A 24975-nucleotide genomic window follows, 5' to 3' on the forward strand; every position below is an offset into this window, starting at 1 on the left:
TCTACATCGACAAGGTCGAGAACGAGACCAACGTGCGCATGGCCTCGCGCATCGGCAGCCGCAACCCCGTCTACCGCACCGCCGTGGGCAAGGCGCGGAGCGACTCCTGGCCCTCCCCCGACCGGAGCGGCCGGTGGCCCTCTCCCGCTCGTACGGCGTCCGCGTGTCTCACCGGATCCGGGAAGGTCGCGGAAGGGGTCGCCATCGCGGCGTGCAGGTCGGCGGCGAGGACGCCCAGGTCGGCGGCGAAGGAGGTGCCGCCGGAGACGGCCTCGTCCACGCACCACTCCCAGCCGTCCGCGGCCCCCGGCAGGTACGCGGTGACGAGGGCGAGCAGCAGCTCGGAGCCGTCGTCGGAGCGCCGGGAGACGGACGCGTACGGCGTGGCGGTCGCGGTGAAGCCGACCGACGCCAGGTGCGCGAACACGTCGGGCGCGGGCTGGGGGAGCGGCGCGGGGGGAGTGAGCCATTTCACGACGATCCGCTCATCGACGATCACGGAATGGTTGGTCTGGTCGGCCTCGATCCCCCGCTCGGCGCCCCGGAGACCCTCGTCACTCGATGACAATTGAGTGTCGATTGAGAAAAGAGTGGTGATCGGCGCGGGGAGCGGATGGAATCGACGAACGGCGAATGGGGCCGGTGCGTCGCAGGTCAGAGCCTCGACGAGCTCGCTGCTCCGCCCGTCGCTGGCCCGGGGAACCGTGTCGATCCGGTCCCAGATTGAAGCAGGATTTAACAAACGGACCAAACTTTCCAGGGGTGATGTCGGGGGAAGTCTTGCTCAAGTTAATGTTGACTGCAACACTCCTGCTTTGGTCTGCCGTGTCCCCAACGGCCGGTCTACCCCAATTACACTGAATTCTGAAGGAGTAGCGGCCGTGTCCCGCACCCGGTACACCCGTCGTCTTCCGGCCGCCGCCCTGGCCGCCGGTCTCGCGCTCGCAGTCTCGGCCTGTGGAGGTGAGGCCGCGGACACCGCCGCCGCGCCCGCCGCCAGCGCCTCGGCGGCGCAGCTGAACCCCAACGCCGACCTCTCCAAGCAGAGCGTCACCATCTCCGTCTGGGCGGGCTACACGCCCGAGGACCTCCCCCAGCGGATCAAGGACAACCTCAAGACCACCCTCAAGGTGACGGAGCACGCCACCAACGAGGACATCATGGCGAAGCTCACCGCCGGTGCCGACACCGGCCTCGACGTGGCCTTCGTCTCCGGCCAGTACGCCCAGGCCCTCAACGAGGCCGGGCTGCTGGAGCCGCTGCACCCCGAGCTGATCCCCAACCTCGCGAACCTCTACCCCGAGGCCAAGGAGCTGTCCTACGACAAGGGCAACGTCTTCTCGGTCCCCTACACCTGGGGCACCACGGGCATCTGCTACCGCACCGACCTGGTGAAGACGCCGCCGACGAGTTGGAACGATATTCTCAACCCGCCGGCCGAGGCGCTCAAGAAGGTCACCATGATGACCACCGAGCGCTGGCTGGCACTCCCCGCCATCAAGGCGCTCGGCTACTCGGTCAACACCCGGAGCGACGAGGAGCTCGCCAAGGTCAAGGAGAAGCTCCTGGAGGCGAAGCCGAAGCTGCTCGGCTACGACGACACCACCTTCGGCGAGAAGCTCAAGACCGGCGAGGCCGTGATGGTCGAGGCGTGGGACGGCTGGTGCCCGACCACCGAGAAGAACATCAAGTTCGTGATCCCCAAGGAGGGCAGCGACCTCTGGGTGGACACCATGGTCGTGCTGAAGTCCTCCAAGAACAAGGAGGCGGGCCACGCCTTCATCAACTACATCCTGGACCCGAAGGTCCACGGCTGGGCCGCGACGAACATCCTCTACAAGGTCCCGAACAAGGCCGCGATGGACGCGATGGACCCCAAGCTCAAGGCCGACAACGCCCCGCTGCAGATGACGCCCTCCGACCTGCTCAAGGGTGAGTCGATCATCGACCTCGGCGAGGACTCGACCAAGTTCGGCCGGCTCGCGTCCGAGGTCTCGGCGAAGCAGTGACACGTTCCACCACCGTTTCCGGCGCGTCCGCGAGATCGCGGGCGCGCCGGTCGCGTGCCCTGGGAAGGCTCGTCTTCCTGGGGCCCGGCCTGACGTACCTGCTCGTCCTCCTGCTGGTACCGCTCGCCCTGCTCATCAGCTTCACGATCTTCCGCAGGGGCCGGTTCGGCGGGGTGGTCTACGAGGTCACCGGCGAGAACTTCGCCCGGTTGCTCGACCCGCTCTATCTGGAGGTCCTGCTCGGCTCGGTGAAGCTGGCCACGATCGCCACGCTGATCGCCCTGCTGGTCGGCTACCCGACGGCCTACCTCATCGCCCAGCTCCCGCGGAGGTGGAAGACGATCGCCCTGGTGGCGGTCGTGCTGCCGTTCTGGACCAACTTCCTGGTCCGCATCTACGCCTGGATCATCCTGCTCAGCGGCCCCGGCCTGGTCAACAGCACCCTGCTGGACCTGGGGCTGATCGACAAGCCGCTGGAGCTGCTCTACAACCAGGGCACCATCGTCACCGGCCTCGTCTACTCGTACCTGCCGCTGATGGTCCTGCCGCTGTACGCGGCGATCGAGAAGCTCGACCCGCAGCTGCGCGAGGCCTCGGCCAACCTCGGCGCCTCGCCGGTCCGCACGTTCGCGTCGGTGACGCTGCCGCTCACCCTGCCGGCCGTGTTCACCGGCTGCCTGTTCGTCTTCGTGCCGAGCTTCGGCAACTTCATCATCCCCGAACTGCTCGGCGGCGGCCGTTCCATCATGGTCGGCAACCTGATCAGGGACCAGTTCCTCAAGTCGCGCGACTGGCCGTTCGGATCCACCCTCGCGCTGGCGCTGATCGCCGTGCTGATCGTCCTGCTGCTCCTGCAGGCCTGGAGTGCCCGACGTGCGTAGATCACGCCTGCTGTACGTCCCCTTCTGGGTGACCTACGCCTTCCTGTACACGCCGATCCTCGTGCTCGTCGTGATGTCGTTCAACGCCGGTGAGTCGCCCTACATCTACGAGGGCTTCAGCCTGGACTGGTACGGCGTCCTCGCCCAGAACGCGAAGATCCGCGAGGGGCTCGTCAACACCCTCATCGTGGCCACCGGCTCCACCGCGCTCGCCACGGTGCTCGGCACCCTGCTCGCGGTGGGCCTGGCCCGGCACACCAGGTCGCGGGCGCTCGACGCGCTGGGCGTGCTGCCCGCGGTCCTGCCCGACCTGGTGCTCGCCATCGGGCTGCTGGTGTTCTACGCCACGATCAAGTCGACCCTCGGCCTGCACTCGGTGCTGCTGGCCCACACGGTGTTCGGCATGGCGTTCGTGACCGCGGTGGTCCGCACCCGGCTCACCAACGCCGACACCTCCCTGGAGGAGGCGTCCAGGGACCTGGGGGCGACGCCGTTCACCACGTTCCTGCGGGTCACGCTGCCGCAGCTGGCCCCCGGCATCCTGGCGGGCGCGCTGCTGGCGTTCACCCTCTCGATCGACGAGTTCGTCATCGCGTACTTCACGGCCGCGCCCACCACGCCGACCCTGCCCATCGTCATCTACTCAATGGTCCGCTTCGGGGTCACCCCCGAGATCAACGCGCTGGCCACGCTGCTGCTGCTGGTGAGCTTCACCGCGGTGATCGTGACCCAGCGGATGACCCGACTGACGGAGTCGCTGTCCTAATGCTGAAGATCACAGGTGTCAGCCGCCGGTTCGGCGACGTCACGGCGCTGTCGGACGTCTCCCTGGAGATCCGGCAGGGCGAGTTCTTCGCGCTGCTCGGCCCCAGCGGCTGCGGCAAGACGACGCTCCTGCGGATCCTGGCGGGCTTCGAGTCACCCGACGAGGGCTCCGTCACGCTCGACGGCGCCGACCTGCTCGGCCAGGCGGCCCACCGCCGCCCGGTGAACCTGATGTTCCAGTCGTACGCGCTGTTCCCGCACATGACCGTGGCGAAGAACGTCGCGTACGGCCTGGAGCGGGAGAGGCTGGGCAGGGCGGAGGTGCGCCGCCGGGTCGGCGAGGTGCTGGAGAAGGTCGGCCTGGACACCATGGCCGGGCGCAGGCCGCAGCAGCTGTCCGGCGGCCAGCGGCAGCGGGTCGCGCTGGCCCGCGCGATCGTGAAGCGGCCGCGCCTGCTGCTGCTCGACGAGCCGCTGTCGGCGCTGGACAAGAAGGTGCGCGCGGAGATGCAGCTGGAGCTCAAGCGGCTGCAGAACGAGGTCGGCATCACCTTCGTCGTGGTCACCCACGACCAGGAGGAGGCGATGTCGCTCGCCGACAGGATCGCGGTCTTCAACGCGGGCTCCGTCGAGCAGATCGACGCCCCGGTGGAGCTGTACGAGCGCCCGCGCACCCCGTTCGTCGCCGATTTCGTGGGGGCGAACAACATCTTCCCCGGCCGGGCATGCTCGGTCGGCCTGGCCGGGGACGGGCTCGGCGTGCTCCCCGGGATCTCGAACCTGCCCGACGGCACGCCCGCGCTGCTCGCCGTGCGGCCGGAGCGGCTCAGGCTCGGCACCGAGGGGGTGCTGCGCGGCGAGGTCGTCGACGTGAGCTTCTTCGGCGGCGTCTCGCACGTGTCGGTCCAGGTGAACGGGCGTCCCACGCCCGTCCTGGTGGCCACCCCCGGGGCCACGCAGGTGCGTGCCGGTTCCCTCGTCGCGCTGAGCTGGGCGGACGGGGACGGAGTGCTGATCCCTCAATGAGAAGACTTGAGCGGGTTGTTCGTCGCGGTCCTGGCGTAGTCGAGGATGAGCTCCGCCGCCTCCTGCGGGCCGATCACCGGGTGGCGGGCCGTTATGCGGTAGCCGTAGGCGTCCTCCAGCGCGACCAGGTTGCGGGCGATGGGCAGCGAGTCGCCGGACAGCCTGAAGGTCTCCAGGGCGGCCCCGGTGTCGAGGATGCTCTGGTAGAGGGAGACCTGGCGGTCGTAGAGCGTGGTCAGCAGCAGGGCGTACATCCTGTTGCGGGGCGCGGCGCCGCCGAGCTCGTTGAGCAGCCGGACGTCCGGGTCGTCCGGGCCGTGCGGCAGCCCCGAGCGGATGGTCACGACGAGCTTCTCCGCGGGGTCGCGCATGCCGCCGATCCGCTTGAGCCGCTGCTCGTAGAAGCGCTCCATCCCGGCGTGGTGGGCGTCGACCAGCAGCTCGCTGAGGCGCGGGTAGTGGTAGAGGACCGCCCCGGAGGTGAGGCCGGCCTCCTCGGCGACGTGGTTGAGGTGCACCCCCTCGGTGCCGTGCCGGATGATCGCCCGGTGTGCGGCCGCGATGAGATCCAGGCGCCGGTCCGCCCGACCCTTGCGCGTCATATTCCCCCGCTCGTTGAAAACCACGCTCTGTGCCGGGGTCCATAGTGACCCTTTCCCAGCGTTTTTACCAGCCAAGAATTGAACCATTCTTCAAAAGCCGCAACCCCTAGACGCAAGGAGGCGTGATGTCCCTCACGATCCTGTTCATGCCCGAGAGTGCCTACGGGCCGACGAACAACTGCATCGGCATCGGTGACATTCTTCGTAAGCGCGGACATCGAGTCGTTTTCGCAGCTGAGGCCTCCTGGAAGGGGAAATTGACGGCCCTCGGATTCGAGGAGGACCTGGTCGATCTCGCGCCGCCGTCCGAGGAGGAGCAGGACGCCGGGCAGTTCTGGAAGGACTTCATCAGGGACACCGCCCCCGAATACCGCAAGTCGACCCTGGAGCAGCTGGAGACGGTCACCAAGCCGATCTGGGACGCGCTTATCGACGGCGCCAAGTACTGCGAGCCTCAGCTGAAGGCGATTATCGAGCGGGTCGAGCCGGACGTCATCGTCGAGGACAACGTCATCACCTTCCCGGCGCTGCTGACGGCGGGCAAGCCGTTCGTCCGCATCGTGTCCTGCAACCCGCTGGAGGTGCGCGGCGAGGGCGTCGCCCCGGTCTTCTCCGGGCTGCCCGCCGACGACCGCTCCGAGTGGGGCGCCTTCGAGGCCGAGTACGACCGCACCCACCGCGAGATCTGGACCGCCTTCAACGAGTGGGTCGTCGAGCAGGGCGCCCGCCCGCTGCCGGACCTGGACTTCATCCACGAGGGCGACCTCAACCTGTACGTCTTCCCGGAGATCGCCGACTACACCGAGGCCCGGCCGCTGGGCGACTCCTGGCACCGCCTGGACTCCTCGGTGCGCGAGACGGACGGCGGCTTCGAGCTGCCCGCGTCGCTGGCCGGGGAGGGGCCGCTGGTCTACTTCTCGCTGGGCTCGCTCGGCTCGGCGGACGTCGCCCTCATGCGGCGGGTCGTCGACGTGCTGGCCACCACCCCGTACCGCTTCATCGTCTCCAAGGGCCCGCTGCACGAGGAGATCAAGCTGGCCGACAACATGTGGGGCGCCGAGTTCGTCCCGCAGACCAAGATCATCCCACTGGTCGACCTGGTCATCACGCACGGCGGCAACAACACCACCACCGAGGCGCTGCACTTCGGCAAGCCGATGATCCTGCTGCCCCTGTTCTGGGACCAGTACGACAACGCGCAGCGCGTCCACGAGCTCGGCTACGGCGTGCGCCTGGCCACCTACGCCTTCTCCGACGAGGAGCTGACCGGCGCGCTGGAGCGGCTCCTGGGCGACACCGCGCTCCGCGAGCGCCTCGCCGCCGCGGGCGAGGAGATCCGCGGCCGGGACGGCCTGCGCAGGGCCGCCGACCTGATCGAGCGGGCGGGCGCCTGACGGCTCCGCATCACCACGACGAGGGAAGTTCCATGGGCAAGTTGATCAATCCGGCGACCGGCGACCTGCTGCGGGAGGTGGCCGACACCCCGATCGAGGAGGTGGCCGCCGCCGTGCGGCGGGCCCGCGCGGCGTTCGAGGAGTGGAGCACGGCGACCCCGGCCGAACGGTCCAGGGTGCTGCTGCGCTTCGCCGACCTCGTCGAGGCCGACGCCGAGGAGCTCACCCGGCTGGAGGTCACCGAGACCGGCAAGCCCGCGGCGGTCTTCCGCGACGGCGAGCTGCCCTTCGCGGCCGACAACCTGCGCTTCTTCGCCGGCGCGGCCCGCTCGCTGGACGGCACCGGCGCGGGGGTGCTCAGCTCCGGCTACACCTCGGTGCTGGTCCGCCGCCCGGTCGGGGTCGTGGGATCGATCGCCCCCTGGAACTTCCCCCTGGTCATGGGGGTCTGGAAGATCGGCCCCGCGCTGGCGGCCGGGAACGCGGTGGTCATCAAGCCCGCCCCGCAGACGCCGGGCACCACGCTGCGGATGGCGCAGCTGTTCGCCCGCGCCGGCGCGCCCGAGGGCCTGCTCCAGGTCGTCCTGGGCGACGCCGAGGTGGGCGAGGCCCTCGTCGCCGACCCGGGCGTCGACATGGTGAGCGTCACGGGCTCCACCGCGACCGGCCGCGCCGTCATGCGCGGCGCCACCGGCTCCCTGAAGCGTGTCCACCTGGAACTCGGCGGCAAGGCCCCGGCGCTGGTCTTCGGCGACGCGGACCTGTCCGAGATGGCGAGGGGCGTCGCGATGGGCGCCACCTACAACACCGGCCAGGACTGCACGGCCGCGACCCGCGTCTACATCTCCCGCGACGTGTACGACGAGGCCGTCGAGGCGCTCCACGCGACGCTGGCCCAGATCACGGTAGGCGACCCCTGGGACCCGGCGACCGACATCGGCCCGCTGATCTCCGCCGGGCACCGCGACCGCGTGCACGGCTTCGTGGAGCGTTCCGTCGCCGCGGGCGCCTCCGTGCTGCACGGCGGCGTCCCGCTTGAGGGCCCCGGTTTCCACTATCCGCCCACCCTGGTTTCCGGCGCCGCGCAGAACAGTGAGATCGTTCAGGGTGAGCTTTTCGGCCCGGTCCTCGTGGCACTGCCGTTCGACGGCGAGGACGAGGCGGTACGGCTGGCCAACGACACCCCCTACGGGCTGGCCTCCTCGGTCTGGTCCAGGGACGTGGCGCGGGCACTGCGCGTCTCGCACCGGCTCGATGTGGGTGTGACCTGGGTGAACGACCATCTGCCCATCGCGTCCGAGGCGCCGCACGGCGGGGTCAAGGGAAGTGGCTTCGGTAAGGACATGAGTCAGGAGGCGGTTCAGGAATACTCTGTGACCCGCCATCTGATGATCAAGCATCAGGCTCCGGAGGTGAGGGATTCCTTCCGGCCCGCCTGAAAACTTTGACGCCGTATGTCCCATTTAGGGGGATATGTCGGCAATTACTCCATTCGAAGTGACATAAAGGATGTGCTCAAATTGCTTCCGCCGCTTCCAAATCCGGCGAGGGGTTACGTAGGCCAGTGATGACACAAGACCGCCGGAGCCACCGCGCGTCAGGGGTGGGCAGTCGACTCCTGCCGGCGAACTGGCGCGTGCGTCCCCGACTGGTCGCGCTGATCCTGCTCCCGACCGCCGCGGCCGTCCTCCTTACCGGGCTCCAGCTCACCACGGCACTGTCCACGGCCGGTGAGTACCGCCGGATGACCGAGGTCGCCTCGCTGGTCGAGTCGCTCGGCACCCTCTCCCACGAGATGGCCGAGGAACGCGACCTCACCGCCTGGTCCATCGCCGTCGCCACCCGTGCCAACCTCAACAGGGTCACGGAGCAGCGCGCGGTGGTCGACCGGAGCGGCGACCAGGCGCTGGCCGCCATGGACGCCCTCGACGCTTCGCAGGCCGCCCGCGTCCGTACCGAGGTCGCCCAGATCCGCCGCTGGCTCGACGGGCTCCCCGGCCTGCGCAGGCTGATGACCGAGGGAAGCGTGCTCCCCCGGGCGGCCCTCGGCATGTACACGCGGATGATCACCGACTTCATCACCCTCCACGACGACCTGGGCCGAAGCGGCGGCGACGAGCGCCTCATCGGGGACGCGCTCGCGCTGGGCGCGCTGACCCGGGCCAAGGAGCAGGTCGCCAGGCAGCGGGGCACCCTCCTGGTCAGCTTCCTGGACCGCAAGTTCGACTTCGACGACCCCGCCGACCTCCTCGGCGCGTACCGGAGCCAGCTGAGCGAGGAGAACGCCTTCCGCGCCACCGCCTCCGCCGCCGACACCAAGGGCTTCCGCGAGGCGGTCACCGGCCCCAGGGTCGACCAGGCCGACTCCATGCGCGCTCTCGTCATGTCCCTCATGCGCGAGAACAAGCCGCTGGAGCGCGGGCGCGGCTGGCTCGCGAGCGCCAACACCTGGTACGGCGCCTCCACCTCGATCGTGGACGGCATGCGGACCGTCGAGCGCCGCCTGGCGTCCGCGGTCGTCTCCCGCAGCCAGGAGCTGGAGAGCGCCGAGCAGCGCAGCGCGGTGATCTCCGGAGCCTCGATCCTGGTCCTGCTGGTCCTGATCCTGCTCATCACCGCCTGGGTGGCCGGCACGCTCGTCCGGCCGCTGCGCAGGCTGCGCAGCGAGGCTCTCGAGGTGGCCGACACCCGGCTGCCCGAGACCGTCCGGGTGCTGCGGGAGTCCGGGGACCAGGCGCCGAACGTCGAGGTGCCCTCCATCGGGGTGGCCTCCCGCGACGAGATCGGGGAAGTGGCCAGGGCCTTCGACGAGGTCCACCGCGAGGCCATCCGGCTCGCCGGTGACGAGGCCCGCCTGCGCAGCAACATCAACGCGATGTTCGTCAACCTCTCCCGCCGCACCCAGTCGCTGGTGGAACGGCAGATCGACCTCATCGACGACCTGGAGCAGGGCGAGCAGGACGAGGGCCGGCTGGGCAGCCTCTTCAAGCTGGACCACCTGGCCACCCGCATGCGCCGCAACTCCGAGAACCTCCTGGTCCTCGCGGGCCAGGAGCAGAGCCGCCGGTGGAGCGAGCCCGTCCCGCTCAGCGACGTCGTCCGCGCCTCGCTGTCGGAGGTCGAGAACTACGAGCGGGTCAACCTCCGGGTCGAGTCGGGCATCTCGATCATCGGCCAGGCCGTCAACGACATCGTCCACCTGGTCGCCGAGCTCGTCGAGAACGCGATCTTCTTCTCGCCGCAGGACACCAAGATCACGGTGACCAGCAACGGCAACGAGATGGGCGCCGTCATCCTGGCGGTCACCGACTCCGGCATCGGGATGAGCGACGAGGAACTGGCCGAGGCGAACCGCCGCCTGGCCGAGCCCCCCGCGGTGGACCTGTCGGTCTCCCGCCGGATGGGCCTGTTCGTGGTCGGCCGCCTGGCCATGCGCCACGGCATCAGGGTCCAGCTCAGGCGCCCGGAGACCGGCGGCCTCAGCGCCATCGTGCTCCTGCCGGTGCAGGTGGTGGCCCAGTCCACGATGATGCCCGAGATGGCGCTGTCGGGGCAGGGCATGCCGTCCGGCTCCTTCGGCGGCCCGTCGGGCTCGTTCGGCTCCATGTCCAGCATGTCCAGCATGTCGAGCATGTCCGGTCAGGATCCGTTCGGCTCGGTGAACCCCGACCCGTTCGGCTCCGCCCCGAACCCGGACCCGTTCGGGACCGGGCGCGGCGCCCGGCAGCAGGCCGGTCCCGGAACGCCCGCCCAGGCGCCTCCCCAGGTGCCGGCGCCGACGTCCGCGGACCTGTGGTCGGGGCCGGTGGTGCCCGCCTCCGCGGTGGAGGACCTGTGGTCGTCCCCGATGGCGTCGACCGCGCCGCCGTCGTTCCCCTCGGCCTGGCCCGACCCGCCCGCGGTCGACCCCTGGACGCCGCAGCGGCTGGAACCGATGGAGAACACCCAGGCCCTTCCCGTGGTCGAGGTGGCACCGACGGAACCGGAGCCCGAGGAGTTCCTGCCGATCTTCGCGGCGGTGGGGTCCGACTGGTTCCGCAGCGGCGCGTCCGCCGCCCCCGAGCCGGAGCGGGAGCCCGCTCCCGAGCCGGTGGCCGAGGTCAGGCCGCGGCCGCTGGAGCAGCGGGTCAGGCGGGGACCGCAGGGGCTGGAGACCCAGAACATCCCGCAGATCACGCATTCCACACCACCGCCGCAGCAGCACCAGCCGCTGCCGCAGCGGGCACCCCAGCAGCAGGCACCCCAGCAGGCACCCCAGCAGGCGCAGCCGTTGCCGCAGCGGACGCCCCAGCAGCCGCAGCAGCCGGCGCAGCAGCCCAGGCAGGCCGAGCCGGTCGCCGAGAGGCAGCCGTGGAGCACTCCCTCCGACCAGGGGTGGGCGGCCGCCGAGGTCGCGAAGAAGCCCGTGGAGGGCGGGGTGACCGGAGCGGGCCTTCCCAAGCGGGTGCCCAAGGCGAACCTCGTGCCCGGAGCCGCCTCGGCGGCCCCGGCGGCTCCGGCCCCCCCGATGCCGCCGATCTCGGCGGAACGGGTGCGCAGCCGTCTGTCCAGTTTCCAGCAAGGCGTACGGCAGGGGCGTGCTGAGATGAGCGAGCGCGCCAACGCCGTCGAGGGAGAGAACCAGCAGTGAACAACCAACTCAGCCAGGCCGCCCGCGGCTTCAACTGGCTGATCACCGAGTTCGTCAAGGAGATGCCCGGAGTGGCGCACGCGGTGATCGTCTCCGCGGACGGGCTTCCGCTGGCCTACTCCCAGGGCTTCCCCAAGGACAGGGCGGACCAGCTCGCCGCGATCACGGCGGGCCTGATCAGCCTCACCCAGGGCGCCTCGCGGGTCTTCGAGGGCGGTCCCGTGGCACAGACGGTGATCGAGATGCAGCGGGGCCTCCTGCTGACCATGTCGATCAGCGACGGTTCCGCGCTGGCCGTGCTGGCCTCGCCGGACTGCGACATGGGCCTCGTGGCCTACCAGATGACATTGCTCGCAGAGCGTGCCGGCCAGGCCCTGACGCCTGCGCTCCGGGCCGAACTGCAGTCGGTTCAGCGATAGGGGGGTGATATGGACGCACCAGGTTGGCGTGGCCCGGAGGAATCTCTGGGCACGTCCCAGGCCAAGAGCGGGCGAGATCGTTTGATCCGTCCGTACGCTGTGACCGGGGGCAGGACCGCTCCCCGGATGCAGCTGGCTCTCGAGGCGCTGGTCTCCTCGGCGACGTTCGCGGGCGTGGACCCCTCCACGCTCTCCACGGAATATCAGGCGATCATCTCGTTGTCCCGGCAGGTGCGCTCGGTTGCCGAGCTCTCCGCTCTGTTGCGCATGCCTCTCGGCGTGACCCGGGTGTTGATCGCGGACATGGCGGCCGAGGGCTTGGTGCAGATCCACCAGCCGTCGCTGGATGCGGGTAAGCCGGATCTCAATTTGCTTGAAAGGGTGCTCAGTGGGCTTCGCAGGCTCTGACGCCGGAATGACGTCGACGAAGATCGTCGTTGCCGGCGGGTTCGGTGTCGGCAAGACGACCTTCGTCGGCGCGGTCTCCGAGATCATGCCGCTGACCACGGAAGCGGTGATGACGGAGGCGAGTGCGGATGTCGACGACCTCTCGCACATTCCGACAAAGCGCACCACCACGGTCGCCATGGACTTCGGCCGTGTCTCGCTGGACCGCGACCTGATCCTGTACCTGTTCGGTACGCCGGGTCAGCACCGGTTCTGGTTCATGTGGGACGACCTCGTGAAGGGCGCGATCGGTGCGATCGTGCTCGTCGACACCCGGCGGCTGGCCGACAGCTTCCCGGCGATCGACTACTTCGAGGAGGCCGGCCTGCCGTTCGTCGTGGCCCTCAACGGGTTCGGCGGATCGCACGTCCACGGTGAGGAGGAGGTGCGGGAGGCTCTCACGATCTCCCCGCACATCCCCGTCGTCCGGACCGACGCCCGGTCCCGCGACGCCGTGAAGTCGACCTTGATCACCTTGGTCGAGCACGTCCTGACGCTCAGGGTCTGACGTCACGGTGTGGGCCCCGTCCCTGGTGGGACGGGGCCCACACCCGTTTCCGCCCCCGGGTCGGGCCCGTGGGGAGGAGCGGCGGGGTGTTCCCGGCCCCGCCCCCCGGGGCATTCGGCTATTTAAGGGGAATGCCCGAAATGAATGATAAAGAATTCCGTAAAGGCGCCCGAATTCGGTGACGGCGCGGATGCGCGACAGGCTCCCGCTCGCGGACGCGCCGGGTGACCGCGCGAACGCGATTCAGCGTCATTACCGCCGGGAACGCCAATGGCCCGCGACGCCGGCCGATCACACGACCACCGATTTCACGGTGGTCGTTTCTGTTCCGTGCGGGAAACGGGCCCGGCGTGAAATGAGGGCCCGCCCGCGAGAGGGCCGTCCATGAGAAGACCGTTCATGGGAAGACCGTTCACGAGTAGGCCGTCCATGAGAAGAGCGTCCGCGAGAAGACCGTCCGGGAGAAGAGCGTCCGCCAGAGGGCCGTTCGCGAGAAGGTTCGCGCGGGAGTGAGTCAGGGGAACGAGGTCACGAGAAAGCGGCCCGCGGGGAAGAGGGCTCGTCGAAAGCGGGTTCGCGCGGAAAAAGGGGAGAAACGGCGGCGGCCGGTGGCGTGAACCCCACGCCACCGGCCGCCGTCCCCTCGCCGTTCCTACATCGGCAGGGCCTCCACGATGGAGGAACCGCCGGTGAGCTCTATCTGACGGCTGAGCCGGAAGCCCGCCTTGCCCAGGAGCTCCGCGTACTCGGAGGTGCTGCGCTCCATGCCCTCGCCGAACAGGGCCAGCATCCGCATGTCGACGTCCTTGCTGATGTGCGGCCGGGAGTCGTCCGGGACCACGAACTCCACGATGAGCACCCGGCCGTCGTCGGCGATGACCTCCCTGATGTTGCGCAGGATCCGCGTCGAGTCCTCGTCGGACCAGTTGTGGAGCACGCTGCTCAGCATGTAGGCGTCCGCCCCCGGGGGCACGGAGACGAAGAAGTCGCCGCCGACGAATTTACAACGATCTTCAAGATCGGCCTCGGCGAAGTACTCCCGGGCCCCGCTGACCACGTGTTCCTGGTCGAACAGCACTCCGTCGACAGTTGAGTGGTCCTTCAGTACCTCGGCCAGGATGTGTCCCTTGCCGCCGGCCACGTCCACCAGGGTCCGCACGCCGGAGAAGTCGTAGCGGGAGGCCACGGCCTCGGCGAACGGCTGCGCCCTGACCACCATGTAGTCGTCGAACAGCGCGCCCGCCTCCGGGTTGGCCTTGAGGTACCCGTAGAAGGGCCCGTGCCGCTCCGTGAAGCCCGACGTCCCGGTGCGCACGGTCTGCGGGACCTTGCCCATGCCGTACCAGAAGCCGTCCTCGGCGATCATCCGCACCGCGGAGCGCAGCGAGCCCGGCGTGTCGTCGCCGAGGGTCGCACCCGCCTCGGTCAGCTCGTACGTGCCGTGCGCGGCGGTCGCGACCATGCCCATGGAGGCGAGCTGGCGCAGCACCCTGCCGAGCGCGGGCGCGTTGGCGCCGCAGCGCAGCGCGAGTTCGTCGACGGTGAGGGCACCGTCTCGCAGGTGGTCGGCGCAGCCCAGCTCGGCCATCGTGGCCAGGGCGGCGAAACGGGAGACACCGCCGATCGCGTCCCAGACCGGTGCCTGTGGGTCGCTCATGCCAATCCTCTCTTCTCCGGGGTGCGGTCCGGAGGTGAGTCGTGTTTCCTGAGGGAGGGGTGCTTCAGGGAGTCGCTTCGAGGGAGTCGCTTCGGAGAGTCGCTTCAGGGGGTCGCCCGGGGAATCGCTTCAGGGGAGTCGATTCGGGGGAGTCGTTTCAGGGAGTCCAGGCCGACGGGCTCCGCCTGCCGCGCACCAGGCGGCCGACCTCGGCGCGCAGGTGCACGAAGGCGGGGTGCTCGCGGGTGGTGATCTGGTCGCGCGGCCCCGGCAGGTCCACGCGCAGGTCGCCCACGATCCCGGCGGGGGCCTTGGACAGCACCACGACGCGGTCGCCGACGTAGACGCTCTCGTCGATGTCGTGGGTGATCAGCACGATCGTCATGTTGTGCAGGCCCCGGACCCGCAGGGTCAGGTCCTCCAGGTCCTCGCGGGTCTGGGCGTCGACGGAGCCGAACGGCTCGTCCATCAGCAGCAGCGCCGGACGGTAGGCCAGCGCGCGGGCGATGGACACCCGCTGCTGCATGCCGCCGGACAGCTGCCACGGGTACTTGGCCGCGGCTCCCTGCAGCCCGACCTCCTCCAGCGCCTCCAGCGCCGACTCCCTGCGCCGCCCCTTGTCCAGGCCCTTGCGGCGCAGCGGGAGCGAGACGTTGTCGGCCACCGACATCCAGGGGAACAGGGAGCGGCTGTAGTCCTGGAAGACCACGGCCAGGTTGTCGGGTGTCTGCTCGACGCGGACGCCGTTGAGCGTGACCTGGCCGCCGGTGGGCCGGATCAGCCCCGCGATGGAGCGCAGCAGGGTGGACTTGCCGCACCCGGAGGGGCCGACGACGCACACCAGCTCACCCTGGGCGACCTTCAGATTGACGCCGCCCAGCGCGTTGTGCGCGGTGGGACCGCTGCCGTAGGTATGGGAAAGGTTCGTGATTTCGAGCACAGCAGGTCCTCAGGTCGTCTGCTTGGCGGATCGGTGCCAGGACAGGACACGTCGCTCGGCCGCGAGGAACGCCGAGTTGAGCGCGTATCCCAGGACGCCGAGCACCACGATGGTCGCCCACACACCGGGGAAGTCGTACGACCTCTGGGCCTCCAGGAGCTGGAAGCCGATCCCGTCGGTGCTGCCGATCAGCTCGGAGAGCACCATGAGGATCAGCGCCAGCGACAGGCTGACCCGGAGCCCGGCGAAGATCTTCGGCATGGCCGAGGGGAGGATGACCCGGAACAGCCGCTCGCGGCCCGTCAGCCCGAAGACCCGCGCGGTGTCCAGGTGCTGGCGGTCGACGTGCCTGGCCCCGTCGCACGCGTTGATCAGGACCGGCCAGACGATGCCGAACGCGATGAAGTTGATCTGCATCCGGGGGCCGATGGCGAACAGCGCCAGGAACAGCGCGAGCAGCATGGGCGGGGGGATGGCGCGGGCGAACTGCACCAGCGGGTCGACGAGGCGGAAGAGCAGCGGGGAACGGCCCAGGGCGACCCCGAGGGCGATCCCGGCGACCCCGGCCAGCACCCAGCCGGTCAGCAGCCGGCCGACGCTCGTGGGGATGTTCTCCAGCGCCGCCTCGGTGAGCCACAGCCGCTCCGCGGGACCGGTCAGCCACATCGTGTACGCGCTGGCCGCGATCTGCGACGGAGGCGGGAAACTCAGCATCTCCAGGTAGCGGGTGAGCAGCTCCCACAGCGCCACGACGGCCACGACCGGCCACAGCCGGTTGACGACGCGCACCGCGCCGCTCATCACACCACCTCCGTACGGGCGGTGTGCCAGCGGAAGAGCCGCCGCTCCGCGAGCACGAACAGGCTGTTGGTGACCACGCCGATGACACCGGCCCACATGGCGGCGGCGATGACGTACTCCGTCGCGTCCACGCCGCCCGCGCTCTCCAGGACGTAGCTGCCGATGCCGTCGGCGCCGCCGCCGATCAGCTCCGTGCTGATCGCCACGATGAGCGCGATCGCCGACGCGAGCCGGACGCCGGTGGCGATGAAGGGCGCGGTGCTCGGCAGGGAGACCCGCCACAGCACGGCCGGCTTCCCGAACCCGAAGCTGCGCAGCGTCTCCTTGGCGAGCGGGTCGACGTCCTTGAGGCCGTACATCGTGTTGATCAGGACGGGCCAGGTCGCCGCGTAGACGACCAGGGTGACCTTCATGTCGAATCTCTCGGAGAACACGGCGAGGGCCAGCGGGATCAGCGCGATCGACGGGATCGGGCGCAGGAACTCCACGATCGGCCGCAGCGCGTTCTCCACGCGGGGCAGGCTGCCGAGCAGTAACCCCGCGGGCACCGCGACGGCGACCGTGATCAGCAGCCCGGTCGCCCAGGCGCCGAGGGTCGAGGCGACGTCGGAGAGAAACTCCCCGTCCGTCACGAGGGCGACCGCCCGGCCGAGCACGGTGGAGACCAGCGGGAACGCGAGCGGGTCGATCAGCCCGGCCCGGCCCGCGGCCTCCATGACGCAGAACAGCCCCGCGACGCCGAGGGCGCCGCAGAGCAGTCTGCTGTCGAGCGGGTTGCGCCTTGTCACCCGAGGTTTCCGGGGAGGATCGCCTTGGCCTGGAGCGGGCTCGTGAGGTACCCCTGCTCCAGCATGAGGTCGGCGACCCGCTGCAGGCGGGTCTCGTCAAGGCTGGTCGGGAAGGACCCGAGCGTGATGACGGCCGCGGTCGCGGCGTCGATCTTGGTGTAGGTCGGCAGGATCTCCTCGACGGCCTTGCGGTCGGTGGCGGCGATCTGCTGGGCCTTGGCGACCGCGCGCTGGAAGGCGGCGACCGTCTTGGGGTTCTCGGTGGCGAACTTCTCGGTGACGGCCACGCCCGCGATGGGGAAGTCCGCGGTGGAGTCGACCATGGTGTCGGCGAGCTTCTGGGCGCCGAGGTTCTTCTGCACGGCGGTCAGGGCCGGCTCCGTCATCCAGGCGGCGTCGACGGTCTTGCTGGCCAGCTGGGCGCCCATCTCGGGGAAGGGGAACTCGACGAACTCCACGTCCTTCTCGGTGAGGCCGTTCGTCTTGAGAACCGTGGTCACCGCCAGGGTGCCGATGTTCTGCTTGCTGTTGACCGCGATCTTCTTGCCCTTGAGGTCGGCGGGCGTCTTGATCCCGGAGTCCTTCGGCACCATGAGGTTGAACGAGTTCGGGGCGGCCTGGTAGAGGTCAGAGATGATCTTCATCTTCTGGCCCTTGGAGACGGCGAGGAAGGTGGAGACGTAGTTCGTCTGGGTGGCGTCCAGGGTGCCGCCCATGAGACCCTGCTGGGCCTGGGCGCCTCCGGGTACCGGTTCGATCTCGACGGTGAGTCCCTCGGCCTTGAAGAAGCCCTTGTCCCTGGCGATGTAGAGCGCCGCCGAGTCGGGGATCGGCAGTGCCCCCATCTTGATGGTGGTCTTCTCCAGGCCGCCCACGTTCGCGGCGCTGGTGTCAGCGGGGGTGTCAGAGCTTCCGCAGGCGCTCAGCGCGAGGGCGGCGGCCACTCCCGCGACGACGGCCCGGCTCGCAAGTTTGAACCTCATGGGTCTCCTTAGCTGCGTTTGACCGCCCCTGCCGGAACTCGCGTAACTCATCGGGCGACATGGAGGGGGTCCCGGGAGGCATGTTGGTCAAGGGGGGTATGCCGACCGCGGATCAGAGTAGCGGAGTAGATCAGTCAAATTACAAATATTGCCTCTTTCGCCCCTAAGCCACAAAACGGTCACGGAGCTCCCAGTTGCCTCACCCGTATCAATCGCTGGATGTGCGGGCTTAGCGGGCGTAGTCAAAGAAGTCAATAAATCTGTTTCGCAACTTTGTGGAAGTTTGCGGTTACAGGACGGAGAGTCATCGCCCGGTTGCGGATGCTGTGTGCCTGTTAAGTGATGAATGCGAGTTATGTGCTGTTGGCCGAACTCATCCGGCTGTGCTCCAATAACCCCTACCCCATGGATGCGTCGGCGTCACTCGCACATCATTGCGTGACGCGATCCCCTCCAAGCAGACGATCCGAGGAGAGGCAGCGGAGGCCAGTGAGGACAGCGTCAATCCCCAGCGAACGCGAATCCGGGCTGGCACCTGCCCTGGGATTCGACAACCAGGGGGGGCGGCCGCAGAGCGGCCCGGGTCAGGATCTCGACGGTCGCGACGCCGAGAAGTCCGAGAGGAACGGCAGCAGGCTCGCGCTCAAGAACTGGCGGGTGAGATCGCGGCTGATCGCGCTCATCGTCATTCCCACCGTCGCCGCGATCGTGCTGGGAGGCCTGCGCGTCACCAGCTCGATCAGCAGCGCCGCCGAGTACGAACGCGTGCGCACCACCGCCGAACTCACCGCCGGCCTCAGCGAGCTTGTCAACGAGCTGCAGCTCGAACGAGACCTGTCGGCCCGGCACGTGGCGGGAGACCGGCAGGCCGGCAGCGGGACGACCCTGCGCAAGCAGCACGCCTCCGTCGACCAGGTCGTCGGGCGGGTGAACGTCCTCGTCGACAACGCCATGGCCAACAGCGATCTCCTGGAGTCCCTCGGCAGCCGGGGCGCGACCGAGCTCACCCAGATCCGCCGCCGCATCGACGAGATCAAGAGCGTGCGCGAACTGGCCGCGGGCGAGAACACCAACCTGCCCGCCCAGCCCACGATCGCCATGTACTCCCGCACGATGGTGGACCTGATCGCCCTGCACGACGAGATCATCCAGGGTGTCTCGGACGAGAACCTCACCGGCGGCGCGGCCACGTTCGCCGCGCTGACCAGGGCGAAGGAGCAGGCGTCCAGGGAGCGCGCGAACCTCACCGCCGCCCTCGTCGCGAGGACGTTCAGCGCCGAGGGCCTCGACGCCATGCTGGCCGCCCGCGCGCAGTTCGACGGCGAGCTCGCGACCTTCCGCTCCGAGGCGTCGATCCAGCAACGCCAGCTCTACGACGACACGGTCAGCAGCCCGAAGAAGGACCGCGCGGCGGCGACGCGCGCCCGCGCCGTCTTCCTTGCCCTCAACGGCCGGCCGCTGGTGAACGTCGACGTCTCCAAGAGCCAGCTCAGCGACCTGCAGTCCTGGTTCGACTCCTCCACCGAGGTCATCGACCGCATGCGCGTGGTGGAGGAGGAGGTCGCCAAGACCCTCATCATGCAGAGCTCCGACCTGCAGGCGTCCGAGCAGCGCGGCGCGCTGATCGCCGCCGGGCTGAGCGGCCTGCTACTCCTCCTCGTCCTGATCGTCACCTCCGTCATGGCGCGGTCGCTGGTACGGCCGCTGCGCAGGCTCCGCACCGAGGCGCTGTCCATCGCCGGCCAGCGTCTCCCCGAGACCGTCCAGACGATGCGCGAGAGCGGCGAGGTCTCGACCGCCGACATCACCCCGATCGGTGTCGCCTCCGACGACGAGATCGGTGAGGTGGCGCGGGCCTTCGACGAGGTCCACCGCGAGGCCGTGCGGCTGGCGGGCCAGGAGGCCACGCTGCGGAGCAACGTCAACTCGATGTTCGTCAACCTCTCCCGGCGCAGCCAGACCCTGGTCGAACGCCAGCTCTCCCTCATCGAGAGCCTGGAGCAGGGCGAGCAGGACGAGGGCCGGCTGGGCAGCCTCTTCCGGCTCGACCACCTCGCCACCCGCATGCGCCGCAACTCCGAGAACCTCCTGGTCCTCGCCGGACAGGAACCCGCCCGCCGGTGGAGCCAGCCGGTCCCGCTCATCGACGTGGTCCGCGCCTCGCTGTCGGAGGTCGAGAACTACGAGCGGGTCGACCTGCAGCTGTCCGCGGGCGTGTCCGTGGTGGGCACCTCCGTCAACGACGTCGTCCACCTGGTCGCGGAGCTCGTGGAGAACGCGATCTCCTTCTCCCCCCGCGAGACCAAGGTCATCGTCTCCAGCAACCGCATCGACGGCGGCGGGGTGATGGTCTCGGTGACCGACATCGGCATCGGCATGACCGCCGAGGAGCTCTCCCAGGCCAACTGGCGGCTGGCCAACCCGCCGGTGGTGGACGTCTCCGTCTCCCGCCGGATGGGCCTGTTCGTGGTCGGCCGCCTCGCCCTGCGGCACGGCATCCGCGTCCAGCTCAGGCAGCAGGACAGCGGCGGCCTGACCGCGATGGTCCTGCTCCCGGAGAACCTGCTCGCCGTCACCAACCGTCCGGGCGGGCCCGTCCCCAGCATGCAGAGCGGCGACTGGGCCGGATCCATGGCCTCCATGGACCGCCCGCCCGTGCTGGCCAGCCCCACCGCCCCCCCGATGCCGTCCTTCGCCTCGTTCGAGGCCGCCCACCAGAACTCGTTCGCCTCCTTCGACATGGGGCAGCAGTTCAACTCCTTCGAGGCCTCGCAGCCTCCCTTCGGAGGCGGCCAGTTCGGGCAGGCGCCCGTCGACACCCCCTGGCCGGGACAGGTGCCGCCGCCCGGCGCCGACCCCGGCCACGGCTGGCCGAACGCCTCCCAACCCGACCCCTCGGGGTGGCGGCAGGGGCAGCAGGGCGGGCCTCGCGGTGACGGGGGGGTGTGGTCCACCGGCCCGAACCCGACCCCGCGCGGCGACGCCCCCGTCTGGCCCGGCGGCCAGCAGAGCAGGGACACCGGCTCCGACGTCTGGTCCACCTCCTCGCGCGGCGACTCCGGAGGCTGGCCGTCCACCGGCAACTCCGGGCCGTTCGGGCGGCGGGTCTTCGACCCGGCGGACAACACCGGCCCGCTGCCGGTGATCCCCGACGCCTCGCCCATGGAAGAGGCGAAGGAGGAGTTCCTGCCGATCTTCGCGGCCGTCGAGTCCGACTGGTTCAAGAAGGTCGAGCCGGCCCCGGTCGTCCAGGAGCGCGTCGAGGAGGCCCCCCAGGCCCAGGCCGCCCAGGAGACCGTCCAGCTCTCGCAACCGGCCGCCCCCGCACCGGGGAACGGCTGGTCCTCGCCCGCGGACGTGGGCTGGCAGGCCGCCAAGGCCGCCAGCGAGCCCTCGCTCGGCGGGGTCACCGGTTCGGGGCTGCCCAAGCGGGTGCCCAAGGCGAACCTGGTACCCGGTACGGCCGCGCCCGACCTGAGCGCGGCCCCCCAAACTCCCGTGCACCGGCCGACTGTCTCCCCCGAGGCGGTGCGCAGCAGGCTGGCGAGCTTCCAGCAGGGAGTACGGCAGGGCCGCGCGGCCGCCAGGGGCGGCGCCGGGGACGGGCGGCCGTATCCCGACTTCGGCCGGGATGTTGAAGGAAACAAGGAGGACCGGTGAGCGAGCTCATCATGGTCGCCAAGGAGGATGACACGTGCGCGAAATGAGCCAGGCCGCCCGGGGGGTCAATTGGCTGATCACCGACTTTGTGAACAACGTCCCAGGTGTGGCGCACACGGTCGTCGTGTCGGCCGACGGTCTGCCGTTGGCGTACTCGGACGGGTTCCCCAGGGACAGGGCGGACCAGCTGGCCGCGGTCGCGGCCGGCCTGATCAGCCTGACCCAGGGCGCCTCGCGGGTTTTCGAGGGCGGTGCGGTCACCCAGACCGTGGTGGAGATGCAGCGAGGGCTGCTCCTCATCATGTCCATCAGTGACGGTTCCTGTCTGGCGGTGCTGGCCGCCGCCGACTGTGACATGGGGCTGGTGGCCTACCAGATGACGATGCTCGTCGAGCGGGCAGGTCAGGTGCTGACCCCGGCAGTCCGCGCCGAACTGCAGTCTTCCCACTCACGGTGACGGCGATGACGCTAGGAGGCTGTCGTGGCAGGCCGCGGCTGGACCGGTGAGGGTGACCCGCACGGCGGGTATCCCTATCAATCGATGGACGACCCCCACCGGCATCAGGGCGGTCCCTCCCATCTCATGCACTCGGCGCCGTCGGAGCAGAGCTCCCTCGTCCGTCCGTACGCCGTGACCGGGGGGCGCACCGCCCCCCGGACCCAACTCGCCCTGGAGGCCCTGGTCTCCTCGGCGACCTCCATACATCATGATTTATCCACCCGCACCCCGGAGTATCAGGGGATCAGTGCCCTGTGCCGGCAAGTGCGTTCGGTCGCTGAGATCTCCGCGATGCTCCGCATCCCGCTCGGCGTGACCAGGATCCTGGTGGCCGACATGGCCGCCGAGGGCCTGGTGCAGATCCACCAGCCGCAGCTGGACGCGGGCAAGCCGGATCTCAACCTGCTGGAAAGGGTGCTCAGTGGACTTCGCAGGCTCTAGCCGCGGCGGCGGCCTGACATCGACGAAAATCGTCGTCGCCGGGGGATTCGGTGTTGGCAAGACCACCTTCGTGGGGGCGGTGTCGGAGATTCTGCCGCTGACCACGGAGGCGGTGATGACCGACGCCAGCGCCGGGATCGACGATCTCGGCCTCACACCGAACAAGACCACCACCACGGTCGCCATGGACTTCGGCCGTGTCTCGCTGGACCGCGACCTGATCCTGTACCTGTTCGGTACGCCGGGTCAGCACCGGTTCTGGTTCATGTGGGACGACCTGGTCCGCGGCGCGATCGGCGCGATCGTGCTCGTCGACACCCGGCGGCTGGCCGACAGCTTCCCGGCGATCGACTACTTCGAGGAGGCCAAACTCCCCTTCGTCGTCGCGGTCAACGGCTGGGACGGCACCTACCTCCACGGTGAGGAGGAGGTGCGCGAGGCGCTGACACTGGCCCCGCACATCCCCATCTCCCGGACCGACGCCCGCTCGCGCGACGCGGTGAAGGCCACGCTCATCACGCTTGTGGAGCACGCGCTCACCATGCGGATGGCCGTCCCCGGCTGGGGCCGCTGACCGCTGGAGGGCGTCAGTCGCACCTCCCAGCGGATAGGCTGGGAGGTCGAGTCGCAGACCTGTAGCGCAGAGGCTGGCCAATCACGTGTTCGAGACGCTTTCCGACCGGCTGACATCGGTCTTCTCCTCCCTTCGATCCAAGGGTCGGCTGTCCGAGGCCGACATCGACGCGACCTGCCGCGAGATCCGCATCGCGCTGCTCGAGGCCGACGTCGCGCTGCCCGTGGTCAAGGCGTTCGTCGCCCAGGTCAAGGAACGCGCCCGCGGCGTCGAGGTCTCCCAGGCGCTGAACCCGGCACAGCAGGTCGTGAAGATCGTCAACGACGAGCTCATCGAGATCCTCGGCGGCGAGACCCGGCGGCTTCGCTACGCGAAGAACCCGCCGACCGTCATCATGCTCGCGGGCCTGCAGGGCGCGGGCAAGACGACCCTGGCCGGCAAGCTGGCCCGCTGGCTGCGCGAGCAGAGCCACACGCCGCTGCTGGTCGCCGCCGACCTCCAGCGGCCCAACGCCGTCCAGCAGCTCTCGGTCGTGGCCGAGCGCGCGGGCGTCGCGGTCTACGCGCCCGAGCCGGGCAACGGCGTCGGCGACCCGGTCGCGGTGGCCCGCCAGTCGATCGACCACGCCAAGCGGCAGCAGCACGACATCGTCATCATCGACACCGCGGGCCGCCTGGGCATCGACCAGGAGCTGATGAGGCAGGCGGCCGACATCCGCGACGCGGTCTCGCCCGACGAGGTCCTGTTCGTCGTCGACGCCATGATCGGCCAGGACGCCGTCTCCACGGCCCAGGCCTTCATGGAGGGCGTGGGCTTCGACGGCGTCGTGCTGACCAAGCTCGACGGCGACGCCCGCGGCGGCGCCGCCCTGTCGGTCCGCCACATCACCGGCAGGCCGATCATGTTCGCGTCGACCGGTGAGAAGCTCGAGGACTTCGACGCCTTCCACCCCGACCGGATGGCGTCCCGCATCCTCGACATGGGTGACATCCTCACCCTGATCGAGCAGGCGCAGAAGACCTTCGACGAGGCCGAGGCCGCCAAGATGGCGAGCAAGCTCACCTCGGGCGAGGGCTTCACCCTGGAGGACTTCCTCGAGCAGATGATGATGGTCCAGAAGATGGGCCCCATCAAGAACCTGCTCGGGATGATGCCCGGCATGGGGCAGATGCGCGAGCAGCTCAACCAGGTCGACGACCGCGACCTCGACCGCATCGCCGCGATCATCCGCTCGATGACCCCCGCCGAGCGCCACAACCCGAAGATGATCGACGGTTCCCGCCGGGCCCGCATCGCCAAGGGTTCCGGCGTGACGGTGACCGAGGTGAGCGGGCTCGTCACCCGCTTCTTCGACGCCCAGAAGATGATGAAGCGGATGGCCGGCGGCATGGGCATTCCCGGCATGCCGGGCGGCCGCAAGAGCGGCAAGGCCGCGCAGAAGAAGGCTGCCAAGGGGCGCAGGGTGAGCGGTGACCCGCGCAAGGCGGCGCTCGGCAAGGCCGCCGCCGACAAGACCGACGAGCCCGCGACCCCCGCGGGCAACGGCCTCCTCGGCAAGCTGGGGTCCCGGCAGCAGCTGCCGCCGGGCCTGGAGCTGCCGCCGGGCTTCGACCCCTCGAAGTTCAAGCTCCCCGGGCAGAAATGAGCGACGACGGCTTCCACTCGCGCGCCAGGTGGATCTGGGTGATCATCGTCGGTGGTTTCATCCTCGTCGCCGTGCTCGAACTCCTCGGCGTACGCCCGAAGTAGTGCTCCCACCGGAGCCCGCCGCCCTCCTGCACGCGCGCCGGGTACGGCGCGCGTGACGGGGACGGCGGAGACGGCGAGAACGACCCGGGCGGCGGGTCCGGTGTGAACGGCGGGAAAGCCGGGAGCGCCGGGAGCGCGGACGGCGCGGGCGATCCCGGTGGGACCGGGATCCCCGGCGGGGCCGGAGGTCCCGCCACGGCCG

General features: G+C 69.6%; 22 protein-coding genes. 15 read left to right on the forward strand and 7 right to left on the reverse strand.

Features of this window, described 5'->3' with window-relative positions; all coding sequences use genetic code 11:
* Positions 1-70: 70 nt before the first annotated feature.
* The gene (locus ABT053_RS37770; RefSeq protein WP_350976037.1) at positions 71-568 is read right to left on the reverse strand and encodes a hypothetical protein; all 498 of its coding nucleotides are present in this window, start codon (positions 566-568) and stop codon (positions 71-73) included.
* A gap of 313 nt (positions 569-881) precedes the next feature.
* On the opposite strand from ABT053_RS37770, the gene ABT053_RS37775 reads away from it, so the two are divergent.
* The 4 genes from ABT053_RS37775 to ABT053_RS37790 are packed head-to-tail and all read left to right on the forward strand — an operon-like array spanning position 882 to position 4681.
* Positions 882-2009 (forward strand): polyamine ABC transporter substrate-binding protein, encoded by a 1128-nt coding sequence (locus ABT053_RS37775; RefSeq protein ID WP_350975919.1) that lies wholly within the window; start codon positions 882-884, stop codon positions 2007-2009.
* Positions 2006-2890: an ABC transporter permease gene (locus tag ABT053_RS37780; protein WP_350975921.1), complete on the forward strand. Its 885-nt coding sequence runs from the start codon at positions 2006-2008 to the stop codon at positions 2888-2890. Before ABT053_RS37775 ends, ABT053_RS37780 begins: the two co-directional genes overlap by 4 nt.
* Positions 2883-3656: an ABC transporter permease gene (locus ABT053_RS37785; protein WP_350975923.1), complete on the forward strand. Its 774-nt coding sequence runs from the start codon at positions 2883-2885 to the stop codon at positions 3654-3656. Before ABT053_RS37780 ends, ABT053_RS37785 begins: the two co-directional genes overlap by 8 nt.
* Positions 3656-4681, forward strand: coding sequence for an ABC transporter ATP-binding protein (locus ABT053_RS37790; RefSeq protein WP_350975924.1), 1026 nt, complete (start codon positions 3656-3658; stop codon positions 4679-4681). The genes ABT053_RS37785 and ABT053_RS37790 overlap by 1 nt, the downstream gene beginning before the upstream one ends.
* On the opposite strand, the gene ABT053_RS37795 is transcribed toward ABT053_RS37790, so the two are convergent.
* A complete protein-coding gene (locus ABT053_RS37795) occupies positions 4675-5283 on the reverse strand; it encodes a TetR/AcrR family transcriptional regulator (protein ID WP_350975925.1) in 609 nt (202 codons plus the stop codon). The genes ABT053_RS37790 and ABT053_RS37795 overlap by 7 nt on opposite strands.
* Positions 5284-5408: 125 nt before the next feature.
* Between ABT053_RS37795 and ABT053_RS37800 the strand changes: the two genes are divergently transcribed.
* The 6 genes from ABT053_RS37800 (at position 5409) to ABT053_RS37825 (ending at position 12681) form a co-directional block, all read left to right on the forward strand.
* A complete protein-coding gene (locus ABT053_RS37800) occupies positions 5409-6677 on the forward strand; it encodes a glycosyltransferase (protein WP_350975927.1) in 1269 nt (422 codons plus the stop codon).
* 32 nt (positions 6678-6709) lie between these two features.
* Positions 6710-8116 (forward strand): aminobutyraldehyde dehydrogenase, encoded by a 1407-nt coding sequence (locus tag ABT053_RS37805; protein ID WP_350975928.1) that lies wholly within the window; start codon positions 6710-6712, stop codon positions 8114-8116.
* 197 nt (positions 8117-8313) lie between these two features.
* On the forward strand, positions 8314-11307 hold the full coding sequence (locus ABT053_RS37810; RefSeq protein WP_350975929.1) for a nitrate- and nitrite sensing domain-containing protein: 2994 nt from the start codon (positions 8314-8316) through the stop codon (positions 11305-11307).
* Positions 11304-11726, forward strand: a complete 423-nt coding sequence (locus ABT053_RS37815; RefSeq protein ID WP_030906232.1) for a roadblock/LC7 domain-containing protein — start codon at positions 11304-11306, stop codon at positions 11724-11726. Before ABT053_RS37810 ends, ABT053_RS37815 begins: the two co-directional genes overlap by 4 nt.
* A 9-nt stretch (positions 11727-11735) precedes the next feature.
* On the forward strand, positions 11736-12134 hold the full coding sequence (locus tag ABT053_RS37820) for a DUF742 domain-containing protein (RefSeq protein ID WP_350975930.1): 399 nt from the start codon (positions 11736-11738) through the stop codon (positions 12132-12134).
* Between the two features lie 7 nt (positions 12135-12141).
* The gene (locus tag ABT053_RS37825; protein WP_329091233.1) at positions 12142-12681 is read left to right on the forward strand and encodes a GTP-binding protein; all 540 of its coding nucleotides are present in this window, start codon (positions 12142-12144) and stop codon (positions 12679-12681) included.
* Between the two features lie 652 nt (positions 12682-13333).
* Here ABT053_RS37825 and ABT053_RS37830 read toward each other — a convergent pair.
* The 5 genes from ABT053_RS37830 to ABT053_RS37850 all read right to left on the reverse strand — a co-directional run bounded on the left by ABT053_RS37830 (position 13334) and on the right by ABT053_RS37850 (position 17850).
* Entirely contained in the window at positions 13334-14338 is a 1005-nt protein-coding gene (locus tag ABT053_RS37830; protein WP_350975931.1) for a methyltransferase, read from the reverse strand.
* Positions 14339-14495: 157 nt separating this feature from the next.
* Positions 14496-15278 (reverse strand): ABC transporter ATP-binding protein, encoded by a 783-nt coding sequence (locus ABT053_RS37835; protein ID WP_350975932.1) that lies wholly within the window; start codon positions 15276-15278, stop codon positions 14496-14498.
* Between the two features lie 9 nt (positions 15279-15287).
* Positions 15288-16079, reverse strand: coding sequence for an ABC transporter permease (locus ABT053_RS37840; RefSeq protein WP_350975933.1), 792 nt, complete (start codon positions 16077-16079; stop codon positions 15288-15290).
* Positions 16079-16867, reverse strand: a complete 789-nt coding sequence (locus tag ABT053_RS37845) for an ABC transporter permease (protein WP_350975935.1) — start codon at positions 16865-16867, stop codon at positions 16079-16081. Before ABT053_RS37845 ends, ABT053_RS37840 begins: the two co-directional genes overlap by 1 nt.
* Entirely contained in the window at positions 16864-17850 is a 987-nt protein-coding gene (locus ABT053_RS37850) for an ABC transporter substrate-binding protein (protein ID WP_350975936.1), read from the reverse strand. Before ABT053_RS37850 ends, ABT053_RS37845 begins: the two co-directional genes overlap by 4 nt.
* 489 nt (positions 17851-18339) lie before the next feature.
* Here ABT053_RS37850 and ABT053_RS37855 point away from each other — a divergent pair, with 489 nt between their 5' ends.
* The 5 genes from ABT053_RS37855 (at position 18340) to ffh (ending at position 24669) form a co-directional block, all read left to right on the forward strand.
* Positions 18340-21510: a sensor histidine kinase gene (locus ABT053_RS37855; RefSeq protein ID WP_350975938.1), complete on the forward strand. Its 3171-nt coding sequence runs from the start codon at positions 18340-18342 to the stop codon at positions 21508-21510.
* A 43-nt stretch (positions 21511-21553) separates the two neighbouring features.
* Positions 21554-21967: a roadblock/LC7 domain-containing protein gene (locus tag ABT053_RS37860; protein WP_326646986.1), complete on the forward strand. Its 414-nt coding sequence runs from the start codon at positions 21554-21556 to the stop codon at positions 21965-21967.
* An 84-nt stretch (positions 21968-22051) separates the two neighbouring features.
* A complete protein-coding gene (locus ABT053_RS37865) occupies positions 22052-22450 on the forward strand; it encodes a DUF742 domain-containing protein (RefSeq protein WP_350975940.1) in 399 nt (132 codons plus the stop codon).
* A 13-nt stretch (positions 22451-22463) separates the two neighbouring features.
* A complete protein-coding gene (locus ABT053_RS37870; RefSeq protein ID WP_031158879.1) occupies positions 22464-23024 on the forward strand; it encodes a GTP-binding protein in 561 nt (186 codons plus the stop codon).
* Between the two features lie 85 nt (positions 23025-23109).
* Positions 23110-24669, forward strand: coding sequence for a signal recognition particle protein (gene ffh / locus ABT053_RS37875; RefSeq protein WP_350975941.1), 1560 nt, complete (start codon positions 23110-23112; stop codon positions 24667-24669).
* Positions 24670-24975 lie beyond the last annotated feature (306 nt).

Source organism: Streptosporangium sp. NPDC002524, assembly GCF_040295985.1.
Lineage (GTDB): Bacteria > Actinomycetota > Actinomycetes > Streptosporangiales > Streptosporangiaceae > Streptosporangium.